Raw genomic sequence first — 24032 nt, 5'->3', positions numbered from 1 at the left:
GCTTGTGCCCCCTGCCCCGCGCGCCCATCTAACGTTCCATGTCTAATACAGAACTGAAAAATATCGCTCTGCTGATTGATGCAGACAACACCACGCCGCAGGGCATTGACCCTGTGCTGACCGTTATGGCCGAGCTGGGCCAGGTCAACATCCGCCGCGCCTATGGCAATTTCGCCAAGGATAATCTGGCGCGCTGGGACAAGATCACCAACAAATTCGGCATTCGCCCTCAGCAACAATTCGACGTGTCTAAGGGGAAGAATGCCACCGATATGGCGATGACGATCGATGCGATCGACTTGCTCAATCAGGGCAAGGTTGATGGCTTTGGCATTATGACCTCTGACAGCGATTTTACCCCGCTTGTCACGCGCCTGCGCCAGGATGGGATACTCGTCTATGGCTTTGGCGAGGCGAAAACGCCGGAGGCCTTTAAATCGGTGTGCACGCGCTTTATCGATATCAAGCAGCTGATCGATACCTATGCGGCTGACAAATCGGGCGATAGCACCTCAGCTGACGCTCATTCGAGTGAGCCGCTTGATCAAGATCTGCTCGAGCTGATCACCGCCGCCTATTCCGAGGCATCACGCGATGAGGAAGGGTTTGCGCGGCTCCAACAGGTTGGCCAAATCGCAGGCAACCGTTCCAGCTTCGATGTGCGCAATTATGGGTTCAAGAGCCTCAGCGACCTGTTCGCCTCGCTCGATACCTTCAAGGTGAAGCGCCAAGACAAGCAGGTCTATGTGAAACGCTTGCGCTAGCGCCGTTCCTACTTAATCGTTTGGCCCAAACAAAAGGGGCGCCAGGATTTCTCCCAGCGCCCCATTTTTGTGCGTGCATATGAGCGGTCTTAGCCGCCCGTTGCAGGTGCCTCAAGCGTGTCCGCTGGGGCAGCCGTGGCCGCAGCGGGCGCTGCAGGCGAAGATTTTTGACCAGCATAAGCAGCCCACAATTGTGCGATTGGCTTGCGCGGGCCTTCGACCTTGGCAAAGCTCTCTTTCGCAGCGTCATACTGGCCCATGCCAGCTTGCGCGATGCCGAGGCGGGTCAGAGTTTCCGCCGTATCAACACCGGGCATGCCCAGCGTCTTTTGGAAGAACTCAGCAGCCTTCGCGTGCTCGCCATAGCTCAGGAAGGTGTCGCCAGCCGCTTTGATCGTGCGCAGACCAGCGCCAGCGGCGCGCGCATCACGCTCGAGCGCGGGCAGGTCAGAACGGTCTGACGCGACCCGGCCTTTAGCGACTTTAAGCGAGTCAGCGACATAAATGTCATCCCGGCTCACCACACCGCTGGCATAACCTTCTTCAATAAGGTCAGACACTTCCTTTGGCAGCAGGCGGGCGTCCGCCGCTTCGATATATTCGATGTAGTCCTGCTTGTTCTGCAATGACTTCACCCGATGGCCGAGACGCATAAGGTCGAGCATTTCTGCGCCCTGATAGTCGCTGAGATTACGGGTCAGGTTGATCGCATCGCGCCAGCTGGTCTCTGATGGATAATCGGCAATCCAAGCGGTTGCGATATCATAGACTTCTGGAACGATTTCATTGTTGTAGGCAACGGTCAGCCCGCGGCGATACCATTGCTCGTTCACCGCACCACCAGCCGCTTTCGTACTGGCGATTGCGTTGTCGAGATAGGACAGGCCTTCACGGTAGAGTTCTTCGGAGAAGAAGCTCTCAGCCATGGCGATCTGGAGGTCAGCTTTGGTGACCGTGTCAGTCGTGAAATTGTTGTCGATGGCAGCCTCGAGGTAAGGACGCGCCTCCGCAAACTGGCTTTCGGCATTCTTCAGCTGATAGGCGATGAAATTGAAACGCCCGAGGTTGGCAGCTTCGACCTTACCGCTGGCCAGCATCATTTCCATGCCCTGGATTTGCAGCGAACGATCGCTCGTTTTTGCGCCAGCGTTGTAGATCAAGCCGCCAGCGGCGATTTTCTCATCCGGTGAGACCGACAGCGATGCCAAAGAAACGAGCTGAGGCTTAAGCGCCGCAACGTCTGCGCCTTCTTCATTCACCGAGGTGTTCAGAGGCTGATAGGCTGCAACAAACTCCTCAGAGTACTGCGCCTTCTCCTCGTCCTTTTTCTTCTTCTTTTTCTTTTTATCCTGCGCATAGGCGGTGTCCGCGAACGCGGTTGAGCCGATTACGGCCGTTCCGGTTGCCAGAGCAATCGCGAGTGCGAAGTGTGATCCGGTCTTCTTGCGGGCGCTGCCCGTGTTAAAAATCCGCATGTGGTCTCTCCTGAAACAATTTAGGGTGTGGCGCGTGCGATCGCGCTGATGATTCATCTCTGTCTAACGCCATTAACGCAGGCGGGCAGATTTGCAATTATGGCTTAGCCTATGGCGCCTGAATGGCCTTTGAATGGTTCTTTACTTGCGCCGAAATGAGACGCGCCCGCCTCCCCTCGCCCCTTACCCGTGTCAGGTGTGGAAAACCAGGCGTTTGGGCCTGCTTACTGGCTTTCCAAGGTGGCGGAACGCCGTGCTGAGGCGTAAGCTACGAGGCTTCTAAATACCTGATACGGCAACCACAGAAATGGCCCTACATTGAGCGACGACAGCGAAACCCTAACGCCCCCGACCCCAATGGAAGAATTTGAGCGCATCGACATCGTCGATGAGATGAAGACGAGCTATCTCGATTACGCGATGAGCGTGATCGTCAGCCGCGCTTTGCCTGACGTGCGCGACGGGCTGAAACCGGTGCACCGGCGCATTCTCTACGCCAGCCAGGAAGGCGGCTTTGTCGCTGGTAAGCCCTATCGTAAGAGCGCCAAGATCGTCGGCGACGTGATGGGCAATTATCACCCGCATGGTGACAGCGCGATTTACGATGCGCTGGCCCGTATGACCCAGGATTGGTCGATGCGCGTGCCGTTGGTCGATGGCCAGGGTAACTTTGGCTCGATGGATCCTGATCCGCCCGCGAGTATGCGTTACACCGAGGCGCGCCTTGCCCGTGTCGCGAACAGTCTGCTCGACGATCTCGACAAGGATACAGTCGACTTCCAACCGAACTATGATGGGCAATTGACCGAACCTCAGGTTCTGCCAGCGCGTTTTCCCAATCTGCTGGTCAATGGTGCCGACGGTATTGCGGTTGGCATGGCCACGAACATCCCGCCGCATAACCTTGGCGAGGTGATCGACGCCTGTTTCGCCTTTATGGACAACCCGGCGATCACGACCGAGGAATTGATCGAATATGTCCCCGGCCCTGATTTCCCCACTGCCCCGCTGATCCTGGGCACCAGCGGAGCGAAATCCGCTTACACGACGGGCCGCGGATCGATCCTGATGCGTTGCCGCCATGAGATTGAGACGAAGCGCGGCGATCGCGAGAGCATCGTGCTTACGTCAATCCCTTATCAGGTCGGCAAATCCGGCTTGGTCGAGAAAATCGCCGAGGCCGCTAAGGACAAGCGGATCGAAGGTGTTTCGGACATTCGCGATGAAAGCTCACGCGAGGGCATGCGTGTTGTCGTTGACCTAAAACGCGATGCCAGCGCCGAGGTCGTGCTCAACCAAATCTGGCGCTACACACCGGCGCAATCAGGCTTCCCGGCCAATATGCTCGCGATCAGAGGCGGACGTCCAGAGACGTTGATGCTGCGCGATATCATTCAAGCCTTCATCAGCTTCCGCGAGGAAGTGATCACGCGCCGCACCAAGTTTGAACTGAACAAAGCGCGTGAGCGCGCGCACCTCTTGCTTGGCCTGGTGGTTGCGGTGTCGAACTTGGATGAGGTCGTCGCGATGATCCGCGGGGCGCCCAATCCGGCGGCTGCGCGGGCGACCTTGTTGGCTAAAGAATGGCCAATTGGCGACATTGCGCAATATATCAGCCTGATCGAGGCAATCGAGCCGACCGCTGATCAGGAGGGCGGCACATACACCCTCTCAGAGAAGCAGGTGCGCGCCATTCTCGAACTGCGCTTGCACCGCCTCACGGCGATGGGCCGCGACGAGATCGGCGGCGAACTGCAAGAGCTGGCCGATAAGATCGAAGGCTACCTCGCGATCCTTGCCGACCGGGTGAAGCTCTATGCGGTGATGCGCGAAGAGCTGGAAGAAGTGCGCGCGACCTATGCGACGCCGCGCGTTTCCGAAATCGCGCCTGCTTGGGATGGTCTGGATGATGAGGACCTGATCGAGCGCGATGAGATGGTCGTCACCGTTACGCACGATGGCTATATCAAGCGCACCCCGCTATCCACATTCCGCGCGCAGAATCGCGGCGGCAAAGGCCGTGCGGGCATGTCGACCAAGGATGCAGATGCAATCTCGGAAATGTTCGTCACCTCGACGCACAATCCGGTGCTGTTCTTCTCCACCTCGGGTAAGGTTTACCGCTTGAAAGTCTGGAAGCTGCCCGAAGGCGGTCCGGCAACACGCGGGCGGCCGATCGTCAACCTGCTGCCATCGCTGGATGACGGAGAGACGATCCGCACGGTTCTGCCTCTGCCAGAGGATGAAGACAGCTGGGAAGCGCTCTCTGTCGTGTTCGCCACCGCCAAGGGCCGCGTGCGCCGCAACTCGATGGGATCATTCACCAATATTCCGTCGAACGGTAAGTTCGCGATGAAATTTGACGCCGATAGCGATGATAAGCTGATCGGTGTCGCCCTGCTCGATGCGACCGACGATGTTCTGCTCGCGTCGCGCCAGGGTAAGGCGATCCGCTTTGCCGGCATGGATGTGCGCGAGTTCACCTCTCGCACCTCAACCGGTGTGCGCGGCATGAACCTGAAGCCTGATGATGAGGTCGTATCGCTCTCAGTCTTGGGGGCAACAGGGACCACTCCTGAAGAACGCGAGCAATATCTCAAGTTCGCGCCGTGGAAGGCTGACCGGGAAGGCTCGCCAGAGCTGACCGAAGAACGTTTTGCGGAGCTTGAAGAGAAGCAGCAGTTCATCCTCACCGTCTGCGCCAATGGCTATGGCAAGATCTCCAGTGCCTATGAATACCGCCGGATCGGTCGCGGCGGCATGGGTATCACCAATATCGATAACATCGCCCGCAATGGACAAGTTGTGGCGAGCTTCCCCGTGTCATCGGGCGAGCAATTGATGCTGGTCACCGATCAGGCGAAGCTGATCCGTATCGGCCTCGATACCTTGCGCGTTCTGGGGCGCAACACCGCCGGTGTGCGCCTGTTCGACGTTGGCAAAGGCGAGACCATCGTCAGCGCGGTGAAGATCGACGAGACGGAGGAGCCAGAGGATGCCGCCGAAGAAGCGGTGACTGAGGAAATGGCCGATCGCCGGGGCGGTGATGATGAAACCACGCCGCACACCCCGCCGCAAAGCGATGATGACATTGGCAAAGACCCGCCGGAATAGCGGGTTTGAGCGCAAGATAGAGGGTGCGTTTCCGTGCGCGGGGCGGCGGCTTGTCGTTGTCTCGGCGGCTAAGCTGTTTGTCGGCTGTCATGAGCCGTTAGCAGAATGCACATATCGCGATGAAAGCACCCCTTTATCTACATCTGTAGTCGTGAATTGAGGGGCGATTTCAAATGTTTCGTTACGCTATCTCTGCAAGCTTGCTCTCCCTAGCTATAGCACCAATGCCCGTCCTTGCAGCGCAAAGCCAAGAACAAGCGGCCTCAGCGGTATCTGAAAGGGTCGCCGGCTATCACGCCGATTTGCGTGAGCTCAGTGCTCGCATCAAGACAGAGCACCCGCGGCCATTCCGGACGCTCACGGAAGCTGCGTTTGATGCCTTGGTCGACGAAGAGATTGCGGGCCTAAACGAAGCATCCACGCGCGCTGATTTTCTATGGGCGATGACGCATGTGATTGCCTCTATTGGCTGCGGGCACAGCCAAATGCCGTATTTCGGCCAACAGGACAGCGAGATAGCAGTAGAGGACCGCTTTCCAATTGATGTGAAGTTTCATGACGGTCGGCTGTATGTCTATCGTCCGAAAAACAACCTTGAGGCTCTGTCGCCGGGCCAGGAAATCGTGCTGATCAATGGCCAATCCGTTTCGCAGATCCGAAATACGATTTTCTCGCGTATCCCAGCAGACGCGCATCTTCCCACGTCGAAAGAGCTGATGGCCAATGTTTGGCTCACATCATACCTCACCTATGCGCTCGGCTTTCCAGAGACATACGAAGTGGTCATGCGCGGGAGCACAGATCCGATCACGCTTACGCCTCTGAGCGAGTGGGAGTTCGAGCCCATTTTGAGCCCCAAGGACCCCTGCCAGGAAGAGCTTTGCTACGAACGCGATGAAGAGCGAAACCTAGGTATCGCAACTCTGCACAGGCTGGACTTTTACGGCGGAGAGCGCGGCAATCAGTTTGTTGCTTGGTGGGCGGAAGTGATGGATGACCTGCAAACCAATCAGCGCGACGGTTTGCTGATCGATATGCGAGGGGTCCTAGGCGGCTCCGGCAATGCGGGCAGCTATATGCTGCGGCATCTCACAAGCGAAGGGTTTGCCTATTACTCAGAAAACTCCGATCCGGGCGGCCGCGAGAGCTTGTTCCTAGAGCAGCAACCGATTGGAGATGGCTTCGACGGTGAAGTCTTTATCCTGATGGATGGGCTCACATATTCTGCCGCGCCGCACATTTTTGCGATAGCGCAGGCCAATGGCATCGCAACCTTGGTCGGCACCCAGGCTGGGGGCGGCAAATCCACCAATGACGGAAAAGTGCCTTTCACCTCCACCCACGAGGGGGTCGAATACCTTGTTTCGCGTATGATCTTTGAGGTTGATGCGCCGCAATTGGGGCCAACTGAGCCCGTTCAGCCTGATATTACGCTCGCCTATTCGCTTGAGGATACGCTTGAGCGCACGGACAGCATGCGAGAACGCGCGGTGGAATTGCTTGGTCTTAGGGCGAGCCAGCGCGCAGCGCAGCGTAAGGCGAACTAGTCTGCTGGGCGGCTAAGCCGCGGCTTTGTCCGCGGGCAAATCCCCGCGCAGGGTTTGTACCACGCCGGTCGCGATCAGGAATTGGCCGAGATAATATAGCGGCCAGATCGCCACATCGGGTATCGATCCCAGATCCACGCTGCCCATCCGGCTGAAGATCAGCATATCAGACAGCACGAACAGCACGGCACCGATCCCAACGCGGTAGCGGGAGAATCGGCTGATCCAAGCGGAACCCGCCATTGCGCCAAGCCCCAGACCATAGAGGCCGACAAGCGGGTCTTTTGCGATCAGATAGGAGATGACGGGCACCCCGATCAGCAAAGCGGCGGCGCAAAGCTTTTGACTGAGCACCGTTTTCTCCCGCCGGTTGCGCAGGAACAGGGCGATTGCGGCCAGATGCGCGGCAAAGAACACTGCTCCGCCCACGTTAAAGCTGAGCTCAATCGCCATATCTGCGCCCGCGCATAGGGCCAGGAACACAGCGATCAGCGCGGCATCTACGCTTTGCTCTACCTCGCGAGTGCGGCGCATGGCGTAGAGCGCCAGAAAACCAACCCCTGCCCCCTTCAGCGCAATCAGCCACACGCCGCCGATGGGATTGTTCCATAGGAAGTAATAGGCAATCGCCGCCGCCAGGCTCACCAGCAGCCATGGACGATGCGCGGCAAGCGCGTGATCGGAAGAGTTTGCTGCATCTTTTGCCATTGTGAACCCCTATTTGCGCTTCTTGGACTTGAAGTGTGGGGCGTGCAAGCACTAGGTCCGTGCGTATGAAATCACACGATGTTCACATAATCGGCGGCGGTCTCGCGGGCAGCGAGGCGGCCTGGCAACTGGCTCAGCGCGGGGTGCGGGTGCGCCTGTCTGAAATGCGCGGTGCGCCGGAGGACAAAGGCGGCGAGATGACGCCTGCTCACCAAACGGACGGGCTGGCAGAGCTGGTGTGCTCCAATTCCTTCCGCTCCGATGATGATACCAAGAATGCGGTCGGCCTGCTGCACCATGAGATGCGCGCGATGGACAGCATTGTGATGCGTGCAGGTGAGGTCGCCCGCGTGCCGGCTGGCAGCGCGATGGCAGTGGACCGCGATGTCTTCTCTGCCGAGGTGCAAAAGGCGCTGAGCGAGCATCCCAATATCGAGATCGTGCGGGAACGGGTCGATGCCCTGCCCGATAGCGGTATGACGATTGTCGCCACCGGGCCGCTCACCGCGCAATCGCTGGCTCAGAGCATTGTTAAGGCGACGGGTGAAGAGCGGCTGGCATTTTTCGACGCGATTGCGCCGATCGTTCACCACGACAGCATAGATATGGACATCTGCTGGATCCAATCGCGCTGGAACAAGACGACCTCTGCCTCAAACGAGGGCGGCGATTACATCAATTGCCCGATGACAAAAGAGGAATATCTCGCTTTTCATCAGGGGCTTATCGACGGCGATAAAACCGAATTCCAGGAATGGGAGAAGGACACGCCCTATTTCGATGGCTGTATGCCGATCGAAGTGATGGCGGCGCGCGGAGTCGATACCTTGCGCTTCGGTCCGATGAAGCCGGTCGGGCTCGATAATCCGCGCGATGTGACCGAGGAATTCCCGCAAGGGCGCTGGCCCTATGCCGTGGTCCAGCTGCGGCAGGATAACAAGCTGGGCACGCTTTGGAACATGGTCGGCTTTCAGACGAAGCTGAAATACGGCGCTCAGGTGGAGTTGTTTCGCACCATCCCTGGCCTGGAGAACGCTGAGTTTGCGCGCCTGGGCGGCCTACATCGCAACACTTTCCTGAATTCACCGATGGTGCTCGACCGTCAGCTGCGTCTCAAAGCCGCGCCGCATATCCGCTTTGCCGGTCAGGTGACCGGGTGTGAGGGCTATGTCGAAAGCTCGGCCGTTGGCCTGATCGCGGGGATGATGGCGGCCGAGGAGCTGTCGGGGCGCGATTGGTCCCCTCCCCCGCGGCATCAGCAATCGGCGCCCTGCTAAGCCATATCACTGGCGATGCAGAGGCGGATACGTTCCAGCCGATGAATGTGAATTTCGGCCTGTTCCCGCCGCTGCATGAGGTCGGCAAGAAACAGCGCAAGGAAGCCTACACCAATCGGGCCAAGGCGGAGCTGGCCGAATGGCTCAAAGCTGGAGAGCCGGTTCCCGCCTAGCCGCGCACTAGCAGCGGCAGGTTGGCCGACGGGTCGAGCGTTTCGGAGCGGTGCTGGCGAATTCGGCCGTGGTCAGCTGGCCATTGCCGTCGGCATCTGCGCCCTCGAAACGTTTTGAGGTTGTCACCGCCCATTCCTCAAAAGTCAGCAGATTATTACCATCCACGTCTAGTTTGCGAAACGCATCAGAGCGGGTCGAGAGCATCTCGTTGCGGGTGATGATCCGGTCGCGATTGCGGTCATAGCGGAAGAACCGGCGTTCTTCCTTGGTCAGCTCGCTCGCCTCTGGCGGCGCGGGGCCGGTAAGATCGCCCGGATCGGCCTCTGGTAAGACATCGGGAGCAGGCGCGGTTTCTTCCGGCTCAGGCGGCGGCGGCGCGTTTTCCTCCACCTGAGCGCGGCCTTGCCACCAAAATGTGCCAACACCGGCCATGATCAAGCCAAGAAACGCCCCGAGAACTACTTGTCGCATGGGCCCCTCCCCATGAATTGCACCGAAGCGCGAATACTAGCGTGTTTTACTTACCAAGCAAAGCGGCACGAAAAGCGGTAAAACCAGCGCCGCGTCCTTCCATCAGTGGTCGCCCACCATTTGCAATGGCCCGCCGCCCCAAAGCAGAAAGCACGGCGAGGCCTTTAAAACCGCTCAGTTTTTCTGGCTTTTGAGCGCACAGCCGATGCCCAATATCGAGGAGCAGATTGCGTTCGGTATCCGAGTGCACCTTGGCCGCGAGGTCCGCAATCGCCCAGATTTGAGCCGCAAGGTTAACACGGTCGTATGCCCTCTCCCCCGGCGAAACCCTCGCAAAGGCGCAAAGCGCGCTCGCTCGCGCCTCAATGAATTTCTGCGCTTCAGCCTCCGGCAGTGGCGGATCGGCCAGCAAATGTTCCCAACCGTTAACAACATCGCGCAAGGCGGCCTCTTCTCCGGCCCAGTTTTCGCCAATCGCATCAAGCACCGCGTCCCCCTGCGGCCGCTGCGCCAGTTCCTGCTCCAACATCTCACGCCACCACGACAGGCGCATCTGAGCCAGCATCGGCTCGGTCGCCTTACCAATAATGCGCGCAAGCCGTTGATCGAGCCCAAATAAAGCGCGCAGCCGAGGGCGCGTGCCCGTCGGCGTATGCGCCAGCGCCAGCTCAAATTCGCTGGTCAGAGTGTCAGTTTCAATCGTTTCCACGGGCCCTGCGCTAGCGGCAAAATGCCCGCTTTCACACCCCTTTTACGGCTCGCCTTTCGCCCACAAAATCATGGTTAAACGCAATCTGCGTATTCACTCAAAATTTACCATGCACGTTGAGATTGCACTTACCTAGTGCCGCTATGTCAGCCCTACACACGTGTTTTCTCGCAAGGATATCGAAAGTCATGGGCAACCCATCGTTTTTCAGGGCGCTAGCAAAAGACCCGACAGCGAATACCATCGTCATCGCAGCAGCTACTATGGTGCCACTCGTGGCAATGGTGGGCGGCGCGGTTGACGCGAGCCGTTACTACATGGCCTCCACCCGTTTGCAGGCAGCCTGCGATGCTGGCGCTCTCGCCGCTCGCCGAGCAATGGGAGATGCGACCGCGTTCGATTCTACCACTCACGGCGGCGTGGGCACGGACTTTTTCGAAGAAAATTATGAAGATGGCCTGTTTGGTCTCGAGAGCTTGACTCATTCATTTACTGCGCCGGATGACGACCGCGTCGAGGGCACAGCAAGCGGCCGTTTGCCGACATCGCTAATGCATATTTTTGGCTTTGAGGGCTTTGATCTCACGGTCGCATGTTCCGCTGAGGTCAACATCGCCAATACCGATGTGATGTTCGTCTTGGATGTGACCGGCTCAATGGACGATCCGTCAGGAACACCAGGTCAAACGCGTATTCAAGCTCTGCGGGCTGCGGTTCTTGATTTTTATGACTCTGTTGAAACAAATAGTGCGCGAAGTGCCCAGATTCGCTACGGGTTTGTACCGTTCGCCAATAACGTGAATGTGGGCGCCTCGATCCCAATAGAGTTTATGGCAACCGAAGCAACTTATCCCACGCGCTATGCGAACTTTGATGTCAGATGGGATCGGGTTAGCCTCGAGCTGGACGATATTACTGACCCTGGCACTGAAACACTTGATCGCTTTTTGACCACAGCTGCAGGCTACGTGAGCGAAAGCCGTTGTGAAGAAGCTGTGCCTGAGTTTACGAGCGGGCCTAGTGAGACCATTGACGAAAGTTCGTTGGACATTTCCTCTGGCAACGTAACGAGCCAAAATGTCTCAGGAAATTTCCGCACCACCACTGGCAGCAACGCGACTGTTGAGATTGAGCGGCGCGATCCAAACTATCGATATGGTAACGATGGATATTGCCGGGTCGGATATGATATTTTTGAATCAACCGCGCAGGTGGATTATACCCTCATTGAGGAGCAGGTCCAGACCTTCGCAGATTACACCTATTTAGACCTCGACACTGCCAATGTTCCCGCTGAAGCGACGGATTGGCAAGCTGTTGATTTTTCATCGATTTACACAAACAATCAGATCAACCTTCCTGTTGGTGACGATGGGACATTCACGAATGTAAGTTGGCCCGGATGTATTCTGGAGGCAGACACTGACAACAGCGTCGCCAACTACAATCCGATCCCGGATAGCACGCCTGATTTGGACATCAACTTGCGACCCTCTACCGAGGCAGAAAGATGGAAGCCATGGTTGCCTGGTGCGGTATTCTACCGGGTGAATGATACAAGCCCCCAAAGTTTCGCCAATGAAAATCGCCGGGTCAGGGGGGCCGTAGAGAACACCACTGCGGAATTTGAGTCAGTAACTTCAAGTGGGTTTGATCTATGTCCTGCTGCGGCGAGGACGCTAGAGCCCATTGGCCCAAGCGAAGCCTTTACTCGTGGCGATTTGGTCAGCTACCTCAATGGTTTGCAGCCCGACGGAGCGACTTATCATGACATTGGAATGATCTGGGGCGCTCGCTTCATCTCTCCAAATGGGATTTTTGCAGATCAGAACGCAACTGCGCCAAATGGTGATGCGATTGCACGGCACATTGTCTACATGACGGATGGGGATCTTCAGCCACGGGAGTGGGTTTACTCAACATATGGTCTCGAATGGTGGCAGCAGACGGTCACTGAAAACGGCCTAGAAGATCAGCAAATGGAACGACACCAAAGGCGGTTCCAGGCTGCTTGTCAGGCTGCGCGCCAGGAGAACATCACTGTCTGGGTGATTGGTTTCAGTGATGGTATTGATGCAGATGATCCCACTGATCCAACTGTCGTTAGTCTGACTGCATGTGCGAGCCCTAACCGAGCTTACTTCCCGCGAGACGGAGCCAGCCTGGCTGATACCTTCGCGGAAATCGCAGAAGAAATCGCTGCATTGAGGCTGACATCATGATCGGACAAATGTTTGAGAACTCTCGCTTGAGCATGCGCAAGCTAGCTAGTGATGAGCGCGGGGCGACCTTGGTCGAATTCGGCTTTGTTGCACCCATCCTTGTCGTTCTGGTTATGGGTGTGTTTGACCTTGCTCATACGCAATACACCAGTGCCTTGCTCAATGGCGCGATGCAGAAAGCTGGACGGGACCTGACACTAGAAAGTGCAGGTAGTCAGCAAGATACGATTGATGGGCAAGTGATCAATATCGTCTCAGAAGTGTTACCCAACACTGCTGAAGTGGATCTGGAGAAACTCTCACACTTTGATTTCTCCGATATAGGGCAGCCCGAAGACTTCAATGACGATAATCTGGACGGGATTTGTAACAACAACGAGTTGTTTTTCGATATGAACGACAATGGCCAATGGGACCCTGATCGCGGTCAGGCTGGTATCGGTAGTGCGCGAGACGCGGTACTTTACACTGCAACCGTCACCTACCCACGGGTATTCCCGATGGCTGGTCTGATAGGCCTTGACGAGAATGTAACCCTAGCGGCCTCAACGGTACTTCGAAACCAACCGTTTGATGAACAAGATCGCACACTCGAAACAGGAAATTGCGCATGATCGCCCGTTCGAAAAAAGCACTCAGGGCACTTAAAAATGGTGCAGCACGACTGCCTTTGTTGCGCGATGATACCTCGGGTCTGGCGCTGACGGAATTTGCCTTCGCTATGCCAATTGTCCTTTCATTGGGGATGTTTGGCACCGAAGTTGCCAATTACACCGTTACTCACATGCGCATTAGTCAGGTCGCTGTGCAGCTGGCCGATAACGCGTCGCGAGTGGGCTCTGAAGAAGTGCTGCAAGCACGCCGGGTAACTGAGGCTGATATCACGGAAGTGTTTATCGGTGCATGGAAGTTGGGCGGCGGTTTGGACATCCTAGACAATGGCCGTGTCGTCCTCTCTAGTCTTCAGGAATATGACCCAACGCCCAGCGATGGCGTCGACGATTCTCAGCAATTCATCGCTTGGCAGCGTTGTATGGGGTTGAAGAATATCGGCTCCAGTTATGGTGTCGAGGGCGACGGTCAGAACGGGGAGACCTTCGAGGGTATGGGCGATCCGGGCAGCGAGATTACCGCAGCGCCTGGTACGGCTGTGATGTTCGTGGAAGTCTTTTACGACTATCCCGGGCTGACGCCATTTGATGAGATTATTTCGACCAAACAAATTCGCTACACTGCAGCGTTCAATGTGCGGGACGTGCGCGATTTGGCTCAGCTTTTTGAATCGGACGGCGTCACGCCTGCAACTTGTAACCGCTTCGACACGTTCTAAACATCTTACGACACAAAACACAAAAAGGGGCTGAGCCGCATTCGTGCAGTTCAGCCCTTTTTCGTGTGTCGGTTATGAGCGCCTTTAGTCGGCGTAGCAAACCTTCTTCGCGGCCTCGACGATGGAGCTGGCGTTGATCAGCGCCAGTTCCTCTAGGTTCGCGGCATATGGCAGCGGGACGTCCTCGTTGCAGACGCGCAGGACGGGGGCGTCGAGATCGTCGAAGCCTTCCTCCATGCAGATCGCTTGAATCTCAGATGCGATGGAGCATGTTGGCCAGCCCTCTTCCGCCACGATCAGACGGTTGGTCTTGGCAAGGCTCGTCAGCACCGCTTGCTTGTCCAGCGGACGCAGAGTGCGCAGATCGATGACTTCTGCGTCGATGCCCTCGCCTGCCAGTTCTTCAGCCGCCTCAAGCGCGAGGCCAACGCCGATGGAATAGCTGACGATGGTCACGTCAGAGCCCTCGCGCATGATCCGCGCCTTGCCGATTGGCAGGACATGGTCATCGAGGTCTGGGACATCAAAGCTGCGCCCGTAGACCAGCTCGTTTTCCAGGAAGACGACCGGATCTTCGCTGCGGATGGCGGCCTTCATCAAGCCTTTCGCATCGGCGCTGTCATAAGGCGCGATCACGATCAGGCCCGGAACGCTCGCATACCATGGGCCGTAGTTCTGGCTGTGCTGCGCGCCAACGCGGCTCGCCGCGCCATTGGGGCCGCGGAACACAATCGGACAGCGCATTTGGCCGCCCGACATGTAGTTGGTCTTCGCGGCGGAATTGATGATGTGATCAATCGCCTGCATCGCGAAGTTGAACGTCATGAATTCGACGATTGGGCGCAGACCGCCCATCGCCGCGCCAGTGCCAATGCCGGCAAAGCCATATTCGGTGATTGGCGTATCAATCACGCGCTTTGGACCGAACTCGTCAAGCAGGCCCTGGGTGACCTTATAGGCGCCCTGATATTCGGCGACTTCCTCGCCCATCACGAACACGCGTTCGTCGCGGCGCATTTCTTCCGCCATGCCATCGCGCAAGGCTTCACGCACGGCGGTGCTGGTGAAGCTGGTGCCTTCCGGGATTTCTGGATCGTGTGCAGGCGCCCATGGCGCTGGCTTTTCCGCTACAGGCTTTGGCGCAGCGGCCGGTGCGGCAGCAGCCGCAGGGGCAGGTTCAGGCGCGCTGGTGTCGTCCGCCTCTTCGCCCTCGCCCGTCATCATCGCGATTACGGTGCCAACAGCAACATCTTCTGTGCCCTCCGCGATCATGATCTTGGACAATACGCCCTCATCAATCGCTTCAAATTCCATTGTCGCCTTGTCGGTTTCGATCTCGGCAATGATATCGCCCGGCTCAATCGTGTCGCCCTCGGCCTTTAGCCATTTGGCGAGCGTGCCCTGTTCCATAGTCGGAGACAACGCCGGCATCTTGAGTTCAATACCCATGGCTCAATACTCCTCCACCAGAACATCGGTGTAGAGCTCGCTTGCCTCTGGTTCGGGCGAAGTCTCTGCAAAATCAGCGGCTTCGGCAACGACCTTGCGAATGCCTTTATCGACAGCCTTGAGGTCTTCCTCCGACTTGCCGCCTTCGATCAGCGTCTTCTTCAAGCGTTCGATCGGATCATGCGTGTCGCGTTGTTCCTGCACTTCTTCGCGGGTCCGGTATTTGGCCGGATCCGACATTGAGTGCCCGCGATAGCGATAGGTGTTGAGCTCCATCAGAACAGGGCCCTTGCCATCGCGCACGTGCTTGAAGGCAACCTCGGCTGCGGCGCGCACTTCGAGCACGTCCATGCCGTTCACTTCCATGCCTGGGATGCGGAACGCCGTGCCGCGGCGGTGAAAACGGGTTTCCGCTGAACTGCGCGAGCTTGCTGTGCCCATCGCATATTGATTGTCCTCAACCACGAACACGATTGGCAGGTTCCACAGCGACGCCATATTGAAGGTCTCATAGACCTGGCCCTGGTTCGCCGCGCCATCGCCAAAGTATGCCAGGCACAGCCCGCCATCTTCATTGTATTTGTGCGCCAGCGCGAGCCCGCCGCCCAGCGCAACCTGTGCGCCGACGATACCGTGACCGCCGTAGAATTTGTGCTCGGTGCTGAACATGTGCATCGAGCCGCCCTTCCCCTTGGAAATGCCCGCTTCGCGGCCGGTCAGCTCAGCCATGATGACCTTGGGATCAATGCCGTAAGCGAGCATGTGGCCGTGATCGCGGTATCCGGTGATCACGCTGTCACGGTCATTGTCGAGCGCGCTTTGCAGTCCAATCGCAACCGCTTCCTGACCGATATACAGGTGGCAGAAGCCGCCGATCAGACCGAGGCCGTAAAGCTGGCTAGGCCTTCTCTTCAAAACGTCGGATCAGCAGCATCTGCTCATAGAATTTGAGCATTTGTTCCGGCGTCGCGTTAAAGCGCTTTTGCTCTTCAAATTCCGCCTGCAACGAATGCAGGATGAAATCGGGATCATCAGACGGAGCGGCAACGGTGCTGGGGCTCGCGGCCTTCGCCTTAGTCTTACTCTGTTTTGCAGAAGCAGTGGTTTTTGAGGGCTGTTTAGCCAATGCGTTTTTCCTTTGATTGGCCGCGCGCACAGCGCCGCCATTGGGGAGAAGATTGCTAGCGCGCTATAATCGCGTTTTCGGGCAAGACGCAACGTAAAGCAGACCATTTCTTGGCCAAATTTGTCTCAGCATACGTATGTGAAAGGGGTGCGCTGGTTCACCAGATTGGTGCGCTGCATTTTGAGAAAGGTGCAAATGTGTGCGATCAGCCCATCACTCGTCTTCGACGGTGATCACCACCTCATCCGGGTGCACAACATTCATATTGCGGCGCAGCAGTTCGCCAACCAGATCGGGATCGGCCGCGCCGGGATCAAGCAGGCTCACGCGATTGCGCAGCTCATCCCGCTCTGCCGATAGCATCGCGATTTGCGCCTGACGCTTGTCCAAAAGGTTCGCGTTTTCATTCCACGCGAGCAGGCCGGTTGGGCCAGCAATGGCGAGCGCTGTGAGCACAAGCAGCACCAGCAGAGCCAGGCCTTGCTTGGCCTGATCCGCTGGCAATTGCTGAAGTTTTCCCCGACGTCCCATAAGTCTCACAGAATCATAGTTAACTGCGCGGTTCAAGCACAAAACGACAGACACGGTCATAAATGTGACTTTAATTTACAACTAGCGCCAAATTGCCGCTTTTGCGGGTCCAAACAAGCGGTGTTTGATCGGAAATGGAGCGCTGCGGAACAACTCCTCCGAAGCGAGCCTCGATGTCGCGCAATAACTCAGATTGTGGCTGTTGATCGCGGCGCTCTATGATACCCAGCGGGGATAGAGGAGACCCGTTGATGCAAGTTCTGTCCTACGATCCCGCCCGCTTTGCTGACCTGCCCGATTATCCCTTCGCGGAAAATTGGTGCGACATTGATCTGGGCGATGGGCATTCTGGACGGATGCATTACCTCGACGAGGGGGCGAAGGATGCCCCGCCGGTCCTGCTGTTTCATGGCGAGCCGAGCTGGAGCTATCTCTATCGCAAGATGATCCCGGTTCTGGTTGACGCTGGGTTCCGCTGTCTCGCGCCGGATCTGATCGGGTTCGGCAAGAGCGATAAGCCCGACGACATCGGCTTTTACACCTATCAGCGGCACATGGATTGGCTGGGCCAATGGCGTTCGAAGGTTGTGCCTCAAACCGCCGCGCTGTTTTGCCAGGATTGGGGCGGATTGCTTGGCCTGCGCATGGTTGGTGAGGCGCCGGACAGTTTCGCCTGTGTCGTGGCCAGCAACACGTTCCTGCCGACCGGCGGCACCCCCTCGCCCGCGTTTCTGGCGTGGCGCGAATTTGCCAAGGCCTCACCCGATTTCCAGATCGGCGACCTGCTCCAACGCGCCACGGCGACGGAGCGGACCGCAGCAGAAATCGCGGCCTATGATGCGCCCTTCCCCGATGAACCAAGCAAGGCCGGCGCGCGGGCTTTCCCTCAGCTGGTCCCGGTGGAAGATGGCATGGCTGGCATCGCGGAGAACACCGCCGCTTGGGAGGGTTTAAGCGCATTCGATAAGCCATTCCTCACTCTGTTTGGCGAAGATGATCCGGTGACCGGCGGACTTGGCGAGGCGCTTTCCGCGCGGATTGCCGGGGTCAAGGGACAGCCGCATGCGATGCTCTCCACCTGTGGGCACTTCTGTCAGGAAGATCGCCCGGTTGAGCTGGCGCAAGGCGTAATCGACACCGCGAAAAAGGCCGGTTTTCTGATCTGAGATAGTGGTGACCCCGGCGTGATTCGAACACGCGGCCCCCAGATTAGGAATCTGGTGCTCTATCCGGCTGAGCTACGGGGCCCCGGACAGGCAATTAGCAGCGTTTGCTGTTAGCGCAATATCGCGCCGCGCCGGTCATCCCACTCAATTCAGCTTTTCTGGCGGTGCAACCGGGAATGGCAGCGGCGCAATCGGCACGCCTTCTTCGGCTAGAGCCTTGGCTTCATCGAGGCTCGCCTGCCCGTGGATTGGGGCTTCATCACGCTCGCCGTAATGCATTTCGCGGCTCTGCTCGGCGAACTTATTGCCGACCCACGTGCTGTCCTTGAGCGCCTTTTCCTGAGCCTTTGCGAGGCTAGCGATGGCCGATTTCATTTCTGCGGTCATCGGTGTGTTGGACAGCTGCCCAGCCCTCGCAGGGACCGCCTGAGTGTCGGGCGTCTTGATTAGATCAGACGACAGTTTGGCAGTGTCGCCTGCGCCAGAAGCATCCGATTTCTTGGTTGCAGCAGCAGCTTGCGATGCCGCCTCCACCGCTTCCTTCGCTGCCTCGGCCTTTTTCACATCGCTGCGCGCGCTGTTGCCCTTTACCGGAACAGCTGGCGCCATGGGCGCTTTGGCGACACGCGTGGTTCCGCATTCCGGACAGGCGACATAGCCCGCCTCGCTCTGGTCGAGAAAGTCGCTGGACGAACGGAACCAGCCTTCAAAGCGGTGGCCGCTTTCACAATGGAGGTCAAAGACGATCATGATGCGCCCTATTTGGGGATTTCCCGCTTATTAGCAAGGCTGGGCAGCTGACCGCGCACCTCTTTAATCCGGTCCAAATCAATGTCGCAAAAGCCGAGGCCCGGCCCCTCACCGCCCATATCGAGCAGAACTTCGCCCCAGGGGTCGACCACGAGGCTGTGCCCATAGGTTTCGCGGCCATCTTCGTGCTTGCCAACTTGCGCAGCGGCGATGACAAAGGCCTGCGCCTCGATTGCGCGGGCGCGCAGCAGAACATGCCAATGCGCTTTGCCGGTGGGCACGGTGAAAGCGGCAGGAACAGCAATGGCATCGCATTGACGCTGGCCCAGAGCCTCGAACAATGCTGGAAAGCGCATGTCATAACATATGGTGAGGCCGAGCTTGCCAAGCGGGGTGTCGGGAACGGTGACGACCTGATCGCCCGGTTTGTAAGCACTGCTCTCGCGCCAGCTTTCACCAGTCGTAAGATCAACATCAAACATATGGATCTTGTCGTAGGTCACCGGATCAACTGGTCCGTCGCATTGATGATCGAAATACATCGATCGGTTCGCCCACATTCCGTCACTTGCGCTGACGGCCATGGATCCAAGGGCGATGTCGATCTCGTTCTGCGTAGCGGCGTTAGTCAGTTTCTCCATGACTTCCCATGATGCCGAACTATCGTCGATCCAGTCTGCCGCTCGCTTTCGATTACTGTCGAGGAGGATCGACATCTCCGGAGTAAAAAGAACCTGCGCGCCTTCTTGCGCGGCCCGTTCGGCAGCCTCCTCTACAGCGAAGAAGTTAGCCTCTAGGTCGATGCCCGAGGTCATTTGCAAGACAGCAATCTTGGGCACGTTAGAAGCCCTATCCCGCGAGCAGGGCGTCAAGCTGGCCCGAGCTTTCCAGCGCCGCCAAATCGTCAGAGCCGCCCACATGCAGATCGCCGATGAAGATTTGCGGCACGGTGCGGGCGTTCGGTGCGCGTTCCAGCATCTCCGCCTTCTTCGGGCCGCCCATGGTGATATCAAACTCGTTGAATTCTGCGCCCTTGCTCTTCAGCAAATTCTTAGCGCGAACGCAGAATGGGCAAGTGAATTTGGAGTAGATATCGATATTGGGCTGGGTCATTAAAAACTCTTCTTTTCTTGTTTAAGCGACTGAAAGTGCGCCTCTTTTATCCGGCGCACTGCCTCTTGAAAGGCACTGTATGGCACCCTAGATATGTCCTGTCAGCACGATCCGCCAGTCTTGGGGATTAATGCTGGCGCAATTGGGTGCTGCATTCGGCAGGCCCGCTTTGAAAATACAGATTGCTCAAACACGAGGATTTGAAATTATGTCACGTCTAGATTTTACCCCTTATCGCCGGACCACCGTTGGTTTTGACCACTTGTTCGACCTGCTCGAAAGCCAGGCTCGCAGCAATTCCAGCGATAATTACCCCCCGTTTAACATCGCCCGCAGCAGCGAAGACAATTACCGCATCACGCTGGCGATTGCAGGCTTCCGCCCGGAAGACATTGAGATCACTGCTCAGCAAAACCTGCTGACTGTGCAGGGCAAGAAGCGCGAGGAAAGCCACGAGGCGGCAGAGATGCTGCATGTGGGCATCGCCAATCGCGGCTTTGAACGCCGCTTTGAGCTGGCCGATCACGTCCGGGTAGAGCGCGCCGATCTGGCCGATGGCCTGCTGGTGATCGATCTGGTGCGCGAAGTGCCAGAGGCGATGAAGCCGAAGAAGATTGCAGTGAACGGCGCGGCCACTCTGACCGCGGTTCCTGACGCATCAGAAGATGACGCGAACGCGGCCTAAGCCGCTCGCTTCACCAACTTACAAACTCTCTGAAAAAAATGTGGGGGCGGACCGTTAAAGTCCGCCCCCGCGACATTTGCCGCCTCTAGCAAGGCTTACCGTCTGGGTCGCAGAAGACGGTGAGACTCGCGTCGAGCAGTGCACGGGCCGCCAATGCGGTCCCGCTATTTGCATAAGGCGAGTTGCCCCCAACCCCCTGTGAAAGCCGCTAGGCTCCTTACCGCGTCGGTAAGGGTAAACTTGCAATCGGTGCAAGGTCATTTTTGTAGGGCTTTAAGAACACTACAAAAATAGGTTGCAGATGACGAACTGATGGTCGGTTTTGCGTTGGATAGACCGCGAGTCGCACCGCAAATGTGTGGCCTCAAAGCGCGCTCAAACGAGGCGAGATTGCTCCAGCGCGGCTGAGATAAAGCCCGCGAACAAGGGGTGCGGATCAAACGGACGCGACTTCAGCTCGGGGTGGAATTGCACGCCGACGAACCATGGATGGTCGGGCCGCTCCACGATTTCTGGCAGCAAGCCATCAGGTGACATGCCGGAGAATACGAGGCCCCCCTGCTCAAGCGGTTTGATGTAGGCGCCATTGACCTCGTAACGGTGGCGGTGGCGCTCAGAGATTTCATCTGCACCGCCATAAATGCGCGAGACGTGGCTGTTCGCGCCTAGCTTCGCATCATAAGCGCCAAGCCGCATGGTCCCGCCCAGATCGCCGCCATCTTCGCGGGTTTGCAGGCCCTCTTCGGTCATCCATTCGGTGATGATCCCGACCACAGGCTCGCTGGTTTCACCAAATTCGGTCGAGGATGCCGCATCGATCCCGGCATCGCGCGCGCCTTCGACGCAGGCCATTTGCATGCCGAGGCAGATGCCAAAGAAGGGAACGTTGCGCTCGCGGGCAAATCGCACGCTAGCAATCTTGCCCTCGCTGCCGCGCTCGCCAAATCCGCCGGGCACCAGAATGCCGTGCAGCGGCTCCAGCTTGGCGATGATTTCTTCCTCATCGCCTTCAAAGATTTCTGCATCGATCCACTTGATGTTGACCTTGACCCGGTTGGCCATGCCGCCGTGGACCAGCGCCTCGTTGAGGCTCTTATAGGCGTCTTGCAGGCCGACATATTTGCCGATCACGCCGATTGTCACTTCGCCCTCTGGATTAAAGTAGCGATCGGTGACGTCGTGCCATTGTGACAGGTCAGGCTCAGGCGCGTCAGTGATACCAAAGCCGCGCAGAACCTCGGCATCAAGGCCTTGCTCGTGATATTGCAGCGGTACGGAATAGATCGAGGGCGCATCGAGCGCGGGGATCACCGATTCCATCCGCACATTGCAGAAATTGGCGATTTTGCGCCGCTCGCTGTCCGGGATTGGATGCTCTGCCCGGCACAGCAGCACGTCAGGCTTGATCCCAAGGCTGGCGAGCTCGCGCACAGAGTGCTGCGTCGGCTTGGTCTTCAACTCACCCGCCGCCGCGATGTAAGGCACCAGCGTTACGTGCACGCTTAGGGTTTGTAGCGGCTCGAGATCATTTCTGAGCTGCCGGATCGCCTCCATAAACGGCAGAGATTCGATATCGCCCACTGTTCCGCCAATCTCGCACAGGATGAAATCAAGATCGTCCTGATCATCGAGCGCGAATTGCTTAATCGCGTCGGTCACGTGCGGGATCACCTGCACGGTCGCGCCCAAGTAATCGCCCCGGCGTTCTTTCGTGATGATATCGCGGTAGACCCGGCCAGAGGTGATGTTGTCGCTTTGCCGCGCAGAAACGCCGGTAAAGCGTTCATAGTGGCCAAGGTCGAGGTCCGTTTCGGCCCCGTCATCGGTCACATAGACCTCGCCATGCTGATACGGGCTCATCGTGCCGGGATCGACATTGAGATACGGATCGAACTTGCGAATGCGGACTTTATACCCGCGCGCCTGTAGGAGGGCAGCAAGACTTGCTGCCATGAGACCTTTGCCGAGCGAGGAGACCACGCCGCCGGTTATGAAAATGTACCGCGCCATGGGAGTTGGGGATTAAGCCTCGAAGTGGATTCGTGGCAAGCGAATTGCGCACTGAAAAGTGCGCCCATCCACAGCCATCACAAAATGTTACGAAATTGTCGCGCTTATTCAGCCGCGAGCGGGTCTTCTTCGCCGGTCGTCTCTACTGGAGCAGGTGCCGCGCCAGCTGCGCCGCCTGTGCTGAGTGGATCAGCGGCCGGAACATCGCGGTCAATGGTCGTGCTGATGTCGCTGCCGCCGGTCGCATCCACAGCCACCGCGGCGAGCGCGATAGACAGCGCAACGAATGTCACCGCCAGCCATTTGGTCGCGCGGGTCAGAAAATCTGCCGCACCGCGTGCGCCCAGTGCGCCGCCGGGGTTGCCGCCGCCGCCAATGCCCAGGCCGCCGCCCTCTGAACGCTGCATGAGGACCACGCCAACCAGCGCAGCGGCGACAATCGCCTGAACAACAGTGAGAAACAGAAAAATCGACGACATGAGCTAAACAAAACCTATCTGAATGAAACCGCCATTTAGGTGCGCAGCGGCGCGCGCACAAGCCTGATTACCCAGTGAGGGGTATTGGGCCCTATCCCTCGACCGTGTCTCCTGCGGCCAGAGCGATGTTCATAAACGTCTCTGCCGTCAGGCTGGCCCCGCCGACCAGCGCACCGCCAACCTCTGGTGTGCCGAGGATTTCCCCAGCGTTTTCAGGCTTAACCGAGCCGCCGTATAGCACGCGGACCTCTGCGCCTTGCTCTTCGCCATAGGTTTCGATCAGCAGTTTGCGGATCATCGCATGCATCGCGGCAATATCATCCACGGTTGCGGTTTTACCGGTGCCAATCGCCCAGATCGGTTCGTAAGCGACGGTGACTTTTTCCCCAGCATCCTCAAGTTTCGGCAAGGATGCCTTCAATTGGTCGGCGACAAAAGCCTCTGCCTTGCCCGCCTCGCGCGTTTCCAGCGTCTCGCCGCAGCAAATAATAACACGCAGCCCGCCTTCGAGCGCGGCGTCCGCTTTTGCGCGCACCAGCTTATTCGTCTCGCCGTAACCTTGGCGGCGTTCGCTGTGGCCCAGGATCACAAACTTTGCGCCCGCATCCGCAATCATGGGCACTGAGATATCGCCCGTGTGCGCTCCATCCGGGTTGGGCGAGCAGTCCTGCGCCCCGACCCAGATCTGCTCCACCTCGCGGTGAACCGCATGAATCAGCGTGTATGGCGGGGCCAATGCGACCTCCACCTTCATGTGCCGCTGAGCGGCCCGGTCTACTGCGCGTGCTTCAGAAAGCATTGCGCGAGTGCCGTTCATTTTCCAATTTCCGACGATGTAAGGCCGCTGGGCCATAATAATATCCTGCGCCAATATTATGCGTTATTCGAATCTCGCCCCTTACTTAGGAGCAGGGGGCCGCGTCCGCTAGCTG

20 protein-coding genes, 1 tRNA gene and 2 pseudogenes are annotated in these 24032 nt (G+C 57.8%); 9 read left to right on the top strand and 14 right to left on the bottom strand.

Annotation, left to right across the window (positions count from 1 at the left end):
- Positions 1-38 precede the first annotated feature (38 nt).
- A complete protein-coding gene (locus AC0V6U_RS06090) occupies positions 39-764 on the top strand; it encodes an NYN domain-containing protein (protein ID WP_472645289.1) in 726 nt (241 codons plus the stop codon).
- 89 nt (positions 765-853) lie between these two features.
- Here the strand turns inward: AC0V6U_RS06090 and AC0V6U_RS06085 are convergent, their stop codons facing one another.
- A complete protein-coding gene (locus tag AC0V6U_RS06085) occupies positions 854-2239 on the bottom strand; it encodes a hypothetical protein (protein WP_472645288.1) in 1386 nt (461 codons plus the stop codon).
- 357 nt (positions 2240-2596) lie between these two features.
- Between AC0V6U_RS06085 and gyrA the strand changes: the two genes are divergently transcribed.
- Together gyrA and AC0V6U_RS06075 are read left to right on the top strand one after the other, a co-directional pair.
- Positions 2597-5353, top strand: a complete 2757-nt coding sequence (gene gyrA, locus AC0V6U_RS06080) for a DNA gyrase subunit A (protein WP_472645713.1) — start codon at positions 2597-2599, stop codon at positions 5351-5353.
- Positions 5354-5577: 224 nt separating this feature from the next.
- A complete protein-coding gene (locus tag AC0V6U_RS06075; RefSeq protein ID WP_472645287.1) occupies positions 5578-6900 on the top strand; it encodes a S41 family peptidase in 1323 nt (440 codons plus the stop codon).
- A 12-nt stretch (positions 6901-6912) separates the two neighbouring features.
- Here AC0V6U_RS06075 and AC0V6U_RS06070 read toward each other — a convergent pair whose 3' ends face one another.
- The gene (locus AC0V6U_RS06070; RefSeq protein ID WP_472645286.1) at positions 6913-7608 is read right to left on the bottom strand and encodes a lysoplasmalogenase family protein; all 696 of its coding nucleotides are present in this window, start codon (positions 7606-7608) and stop codon (positions 6913-6915) included.
- A 65-nt stretch (positions 7609-7673) separates the two neighbouring features.
- Here AC0V6U_RS06070 and trmFO point away from each other — a divergent pair.
- Positions 7674-9058, top strand: a pseudogene (trmFO, locus tag AC0V6U_RS06065) (methylenetetrahydrofolate--tRNA-(uracil(54)-C(5))-methyltransferase (FADH(2)-oxidizing) TrmFO).
- 7 nt (positions 9059-9065) lie between these two features.
- Here trmFO and AC0V6U_RS06060 read toward each other — a convergent pair.
- Both AC0V6U_RS06060 and AC0V6U_RS06055 read right to left on the bottom strand, forming a co-directional pair.
- On the bottom strand, positions 9066-9530 hold the full coding sequence (locus tag AC0V6U_RS06060) for a CREC-EF hand family protein (protein WP_472645285.1): 465 nt from the start codon (positions 9528-9530) through the stop codon (positions 9066-9068).
- 46 nt (positions 9531-9576) lie between these two features.
- Positions 9577-10239 carry a squalene/phytoene synthase family protein gene (locus AC0V6U_RS06055; RefSeq protein WP_472645284.1) on the bottom strand — a complete coding sequence of 221 codons (663 nt, stop codon included), beginning with the start codon at positions 10237-10239 and terminating at the stop codon, positions 9577-9579.
- Between the two features lie 188 nt (positions 10240-10427).
- On the opposite strand from AC0V6U_RS06055, the gene AC0V6U_RS06050 reads away from it, so the two are divergent.
- The 3 genes from AC0V6U_RS06050 to AC0V6U_RS06040 are packed head-to-tail and all read left to right on the top strand — an operon-like array spanning position 10428 to position 13791.
- Positions 10428-12461 carry a TadE/TadG family type IV pilus assembly protein gene (locus AC0V6U_RS06050; RefSeq protein WP_472645283.1) on the top strand — a complete coding sequence of 678 codons (2034 nt, stop codon included), beginning with the start codon at positions 10428-10430 and terminating at the stop codon, positions 12459-12461.
- Positions 12458-13075, top strand: coding sequence for a TadE/TadG family type IV pilus assembly protein (locus tag AC0V6U_RS06045; protein ID WP_472645282.1), 618 nt, complete (start codon positions 12458-12460; stop codon positions 13073-13075). Before AC0V6U_RS06050 ends, AC0V6U_RS06045 begins: the two co-directional genes overlap by 4 nt.
- Complete coding sequence (locus AC0V6U_RS06040) at positions 13072-13791, top strand: TadE/TadG family type IV pilus assembly protein (RefSeq protein WP_472645281.1); 720 nt, start codon at positions 13072-13074, stop codon at positions 13789-13791. The genes AC0V6U_RS06045 and AC0V6U_RS06040 overlap by 4 nt, the downstream gene beginning before the upstream one ends.
- 84 nt (positions 13792-13875) lie before the next feature.
- Here AC0V6U_RS06040 and AC0V6U_RS06035 read toward each other — a convergent pair whose 3' ends face one another.
- The 3 genes and pseudogenes from AC0V6U_RS06035 to AC0V6U_RS06025 form a co-directional block, all read right to left on the bottom strand.
- The gene (locus AC0V6U_RS06035) at positions 13876-15240 is read right to left on the bottom strand and encodes a pyruvate dehydrogenase complex E1 component subunit beta (RefSeq protein WP_472645280.1); all 1365 of its coding nucleotides are present in this window, start codon (positions 15238-15240) and stop codon (positions 13876-13878) included.
- A gap of 3 nt (positions 15241-15243) precedes the next feature.
- A pseudogene (pdhA, locus tag AC0V6U_RS06030) lies at positions 15244-16258 on the bottom strand (pyruvate dehydrogenase (acetyl-transferring) E1 component subunit alpha).
- A gap of 321 nt (positions 16259-16579) precedes the next feature.
- Entirely contained in the window at positions 16580-16897 is a 318-nt protein-coding gene (locus tag AC0V6U_RS06025; protein WP_472645279.1) for an FtsB family cell division protein, read from the bottom strand.
- A gap of 251 nt (positions 16898-17148) precedes the next feature.
- Between AC0V6U_RS06025 and AC0V6U_RS06020 the strand changes: the two genes are divergently transcribed.
- Complete coding sequence (locus AC0V6U_RS06020; protein ID WP_472645278.1) at positions 17149-18063, top strand: haloalkane dehalogenase; 915 nt, start codon at positions 17149-17151, stop codon at positions 18061-18063.
- A 5-nt stretch (positions 18064-18068) separates the two neighbouring features.
- On the opposite strand, the gene AC0V6U_RS06015 is transcribed toward AC0V6U_RS06020, so the two are convergent.
- From AC0V6U_RS06015 to grxC, 4 genes are all read right to left on the bottom strand, one after another.
- Positions 18069-18145, bottom strand: a tRNA-Arg gene (locus AC0V6U_RS06015).
- A gap of 62 nt (positions 18146-18207) precedes the next feature.
- Positions 18208-18813, bottom strand: a complete 606-nt coding sequence (locus tag AC0V6U_RS06010; RefSeq protein ID WP_472645277.1) for a DUF1178 family protein — start codon at positions 18811-18813, stop codon at positions 18208-18210.
- Between the two features lie 8 nt (positions 18814-18821).
- Positions 18822-19652, bottom strand: a complete 831-nt coding sequence (locus AC0V6U_RS06005; RefSeq protein ID WP_486169402.1) for a carbon-nitrogen hydrolase family protein — start codon at positions 19650-19652, stop codon at positions 18822-18824.
- Positions 19653-19662: 10 nt separating this feature from the next.
- The gene (gene grxC, locus AC0V6U_RS06000; protein WP_472645275.1) at positions 19663-19926 is read right to left on the bottom strand and encodes a glutaredoxin 3; all 264 of its coding nucleotides are present in this window, start codon (positions 19924-19926) and stop codon (positions 19663-19665) included.
- Positions 19927-20134: 208 nt separating this feature from the next.
- Here grxC and AC0V6U_RS05995 point away from each other — a divergent pair, with 208 nt between their 5' ends.
- Entirely contained in the window at positions 20135-20611 is a 477-nt protein-coding gene (locus AC0V6U_RS05995) for an Hsp20 family protein (protein ID WP_472645274.1), read from the top strand.
- Positions 20612-20986: 375 nt separating this feature from the next.
- Here the strand turns inward: AC0V6U_RS05995 and pyrG are convergent, their stop codons facing one another.
- The 3 genes from pyrG to tpiA all read right to left on the bottom strand — a co-directional run bounded on the left by pyrG (position 20987) and on the right by tpiA (position 23953).
- On the bottom strand, positions 20987-22621 hold the full coding sequence (gene pyrG, locus AC0V6U_RS05990) for a CTP synthase (protein WP_472645273.1): 1635 nt from the start codon (positions 22619-22621) through the stop codon (positions 20987-20989).
- A 104-nt stretch (positions 22622-22725) separates the two neighbouring features.
- On the bottom strand, positions 22726-23091 hold the full coding sequence (secG, locus tag AC0V6U_RS05985) for a preprotein translocase subunit SecG (protein WP_472645712.1): 366 nt from the start codon (positions 23089-23091) through the stop codon (positions 22726-22728).
- Positions 23092-23191: 100 nt separating this feature from the next.
- The gene (gene tpiA / locus AC0V6U_RS05980) at positions 23192-23953 is read right to left on the bottom strand and encodes a triose-phosphate isomerase (protein WP_472645272.1); all 762 of its coding nucleotides are present in this window, start codon (positions 23951-23953) and stop codon (positions 23192-23194) included.
- Positions 23954-24032: the final 79 nt, after the last annotated feature.

It is taken from the genome of Erythrobacter sp. W36 (assembly GCF_057364935.1).
This window is presented reverse-complemented; position numbering and strand designations above follow the sequence as displayed.

Excerpts from the sequence above, each read along its gene's own strand:
- AC0V6U_RS06090 (WP_472645289.1), top strand. The coding sequence starts at position 39 with ATGTCTAATACAGAACTGAAAAATATCGCTCTGCTGATTGATGCAGAC.
- AC0V6U_RS06085 (WP_472645288.1), bottom strand. The coding sequence starts at position 2,239 with ATGCGGATTTTTAACACGGGCAGCGCCCGCAAGAAGACCGGATCACAC.
- gyrA (WP_472645713.1), top strand. The coding sequence starts at position 2,597 with ATGGAAGAATTTGAGCGCATCGACATCGTCGATGAGATGAAGACGAGC.
- AC0V6U_RS06075 (WP_472645287.1), top strand. The coding sequence starts at position 5,578 with ATGCCCGTCCTTGCAGCGCAAAGCCAAGAACAAGCGGCCTCAGCGGTA.
- AC0V6U_RS06070 (WP_472645286.1), bottom strand. The coding sequence starts at position 7,608 with ATGGCAAAAGATGCAGCAAACTCTTCCGATCACGCGCTTGCCGCGCAT.
- AC0V6U_RS06060 (WP_472645285.1), bottom strand. The coding sequence starts at position 9,530 with ATGCGACAAGTAGTTCTCGGGGCGTTTCTTGGCTTGATCATGGCCGGT.
- AC0V6U_RS06050 (WP_472645283.1), top strand. The coding sequence starts at position 10,428 with ATGGGCAACCCATCGTTTTTCAGGGCGCTAGCAAAAGACCCGACAGCG.
- AC0V6U_RS06045 (WP_472645282.1), top strand. The coding sequence starts at position 12,458 with ATGATCGGACAAATGTTTGAGAACTCTCGCTTGAGCATGCGCAAGCTA.
- AC0V6U_RS06040 (WP_472645281.1), top strand. The coding sequence starts at position 13,072 with ATGATCGCCCGTTCGAAAAAAGCACTCAGGGCACTTAAAAATGGTGCA.
- AC0V6U_RS06035 (WP_472645280.1), bottom strand. The coding sequence starts at position 15,240 with ATGGGTATTGAACTCAAGATGCCGGCGTTGTCTCCGACTATGGAACAG.
- AC0V6U_RS06025 (WP_472645279.1), bottom strand. The coding sequence starts at position 16,897 with ATGGGACGTCGGGGAAAACTTCAGCAATTGCCAGCGGATCAGGCCAAG.
- AC0V6U_RS06020 (WP_472645278.1), top strand. The coding sequence starts at position 17,149 with ATGCAAGTTCTGTCCTACGATCCCGCCCGCTTTGCTGACCTGCCCGAT.
- AC0V6U_RS06010 (WP_472645277.1), bottom strand. The coding sequence starts at position 18,813 with ATGATCGTCTTTGACCTCCATTGTGAAAGCGGCCACCGCTTTGAAGGC.
- grxC (WP_472645275.1), bottom strand. The coding sequence starts at position 19,926 with ATGACCCAGCCCAATATCGATATCTACTCCAAATTCACTTGCCCATTC.
- AC0V6U_RS05995 (WP_472645274.1), top strand. The coding sequence starts at position 20,135 with ATGTCACGTCTAGATTTTACCCCTTATCGCCGGACCACCGTTGGTTTT.
- pyrG (WP_472645273.1), bottom strand. The coding sequence starts at position 22,621 with ATGGCGCGGTACATTTTCATAACCGGCGGCGTGGTCTCCTCGCTCGGC.
- tpiA (WP_472645272.1), bottom strand. The coding sequence starts at position 23,953 with ATGGCCCAGCGGCCTTACATCGTCGGAAATTGGAAAATGAACGGCACT.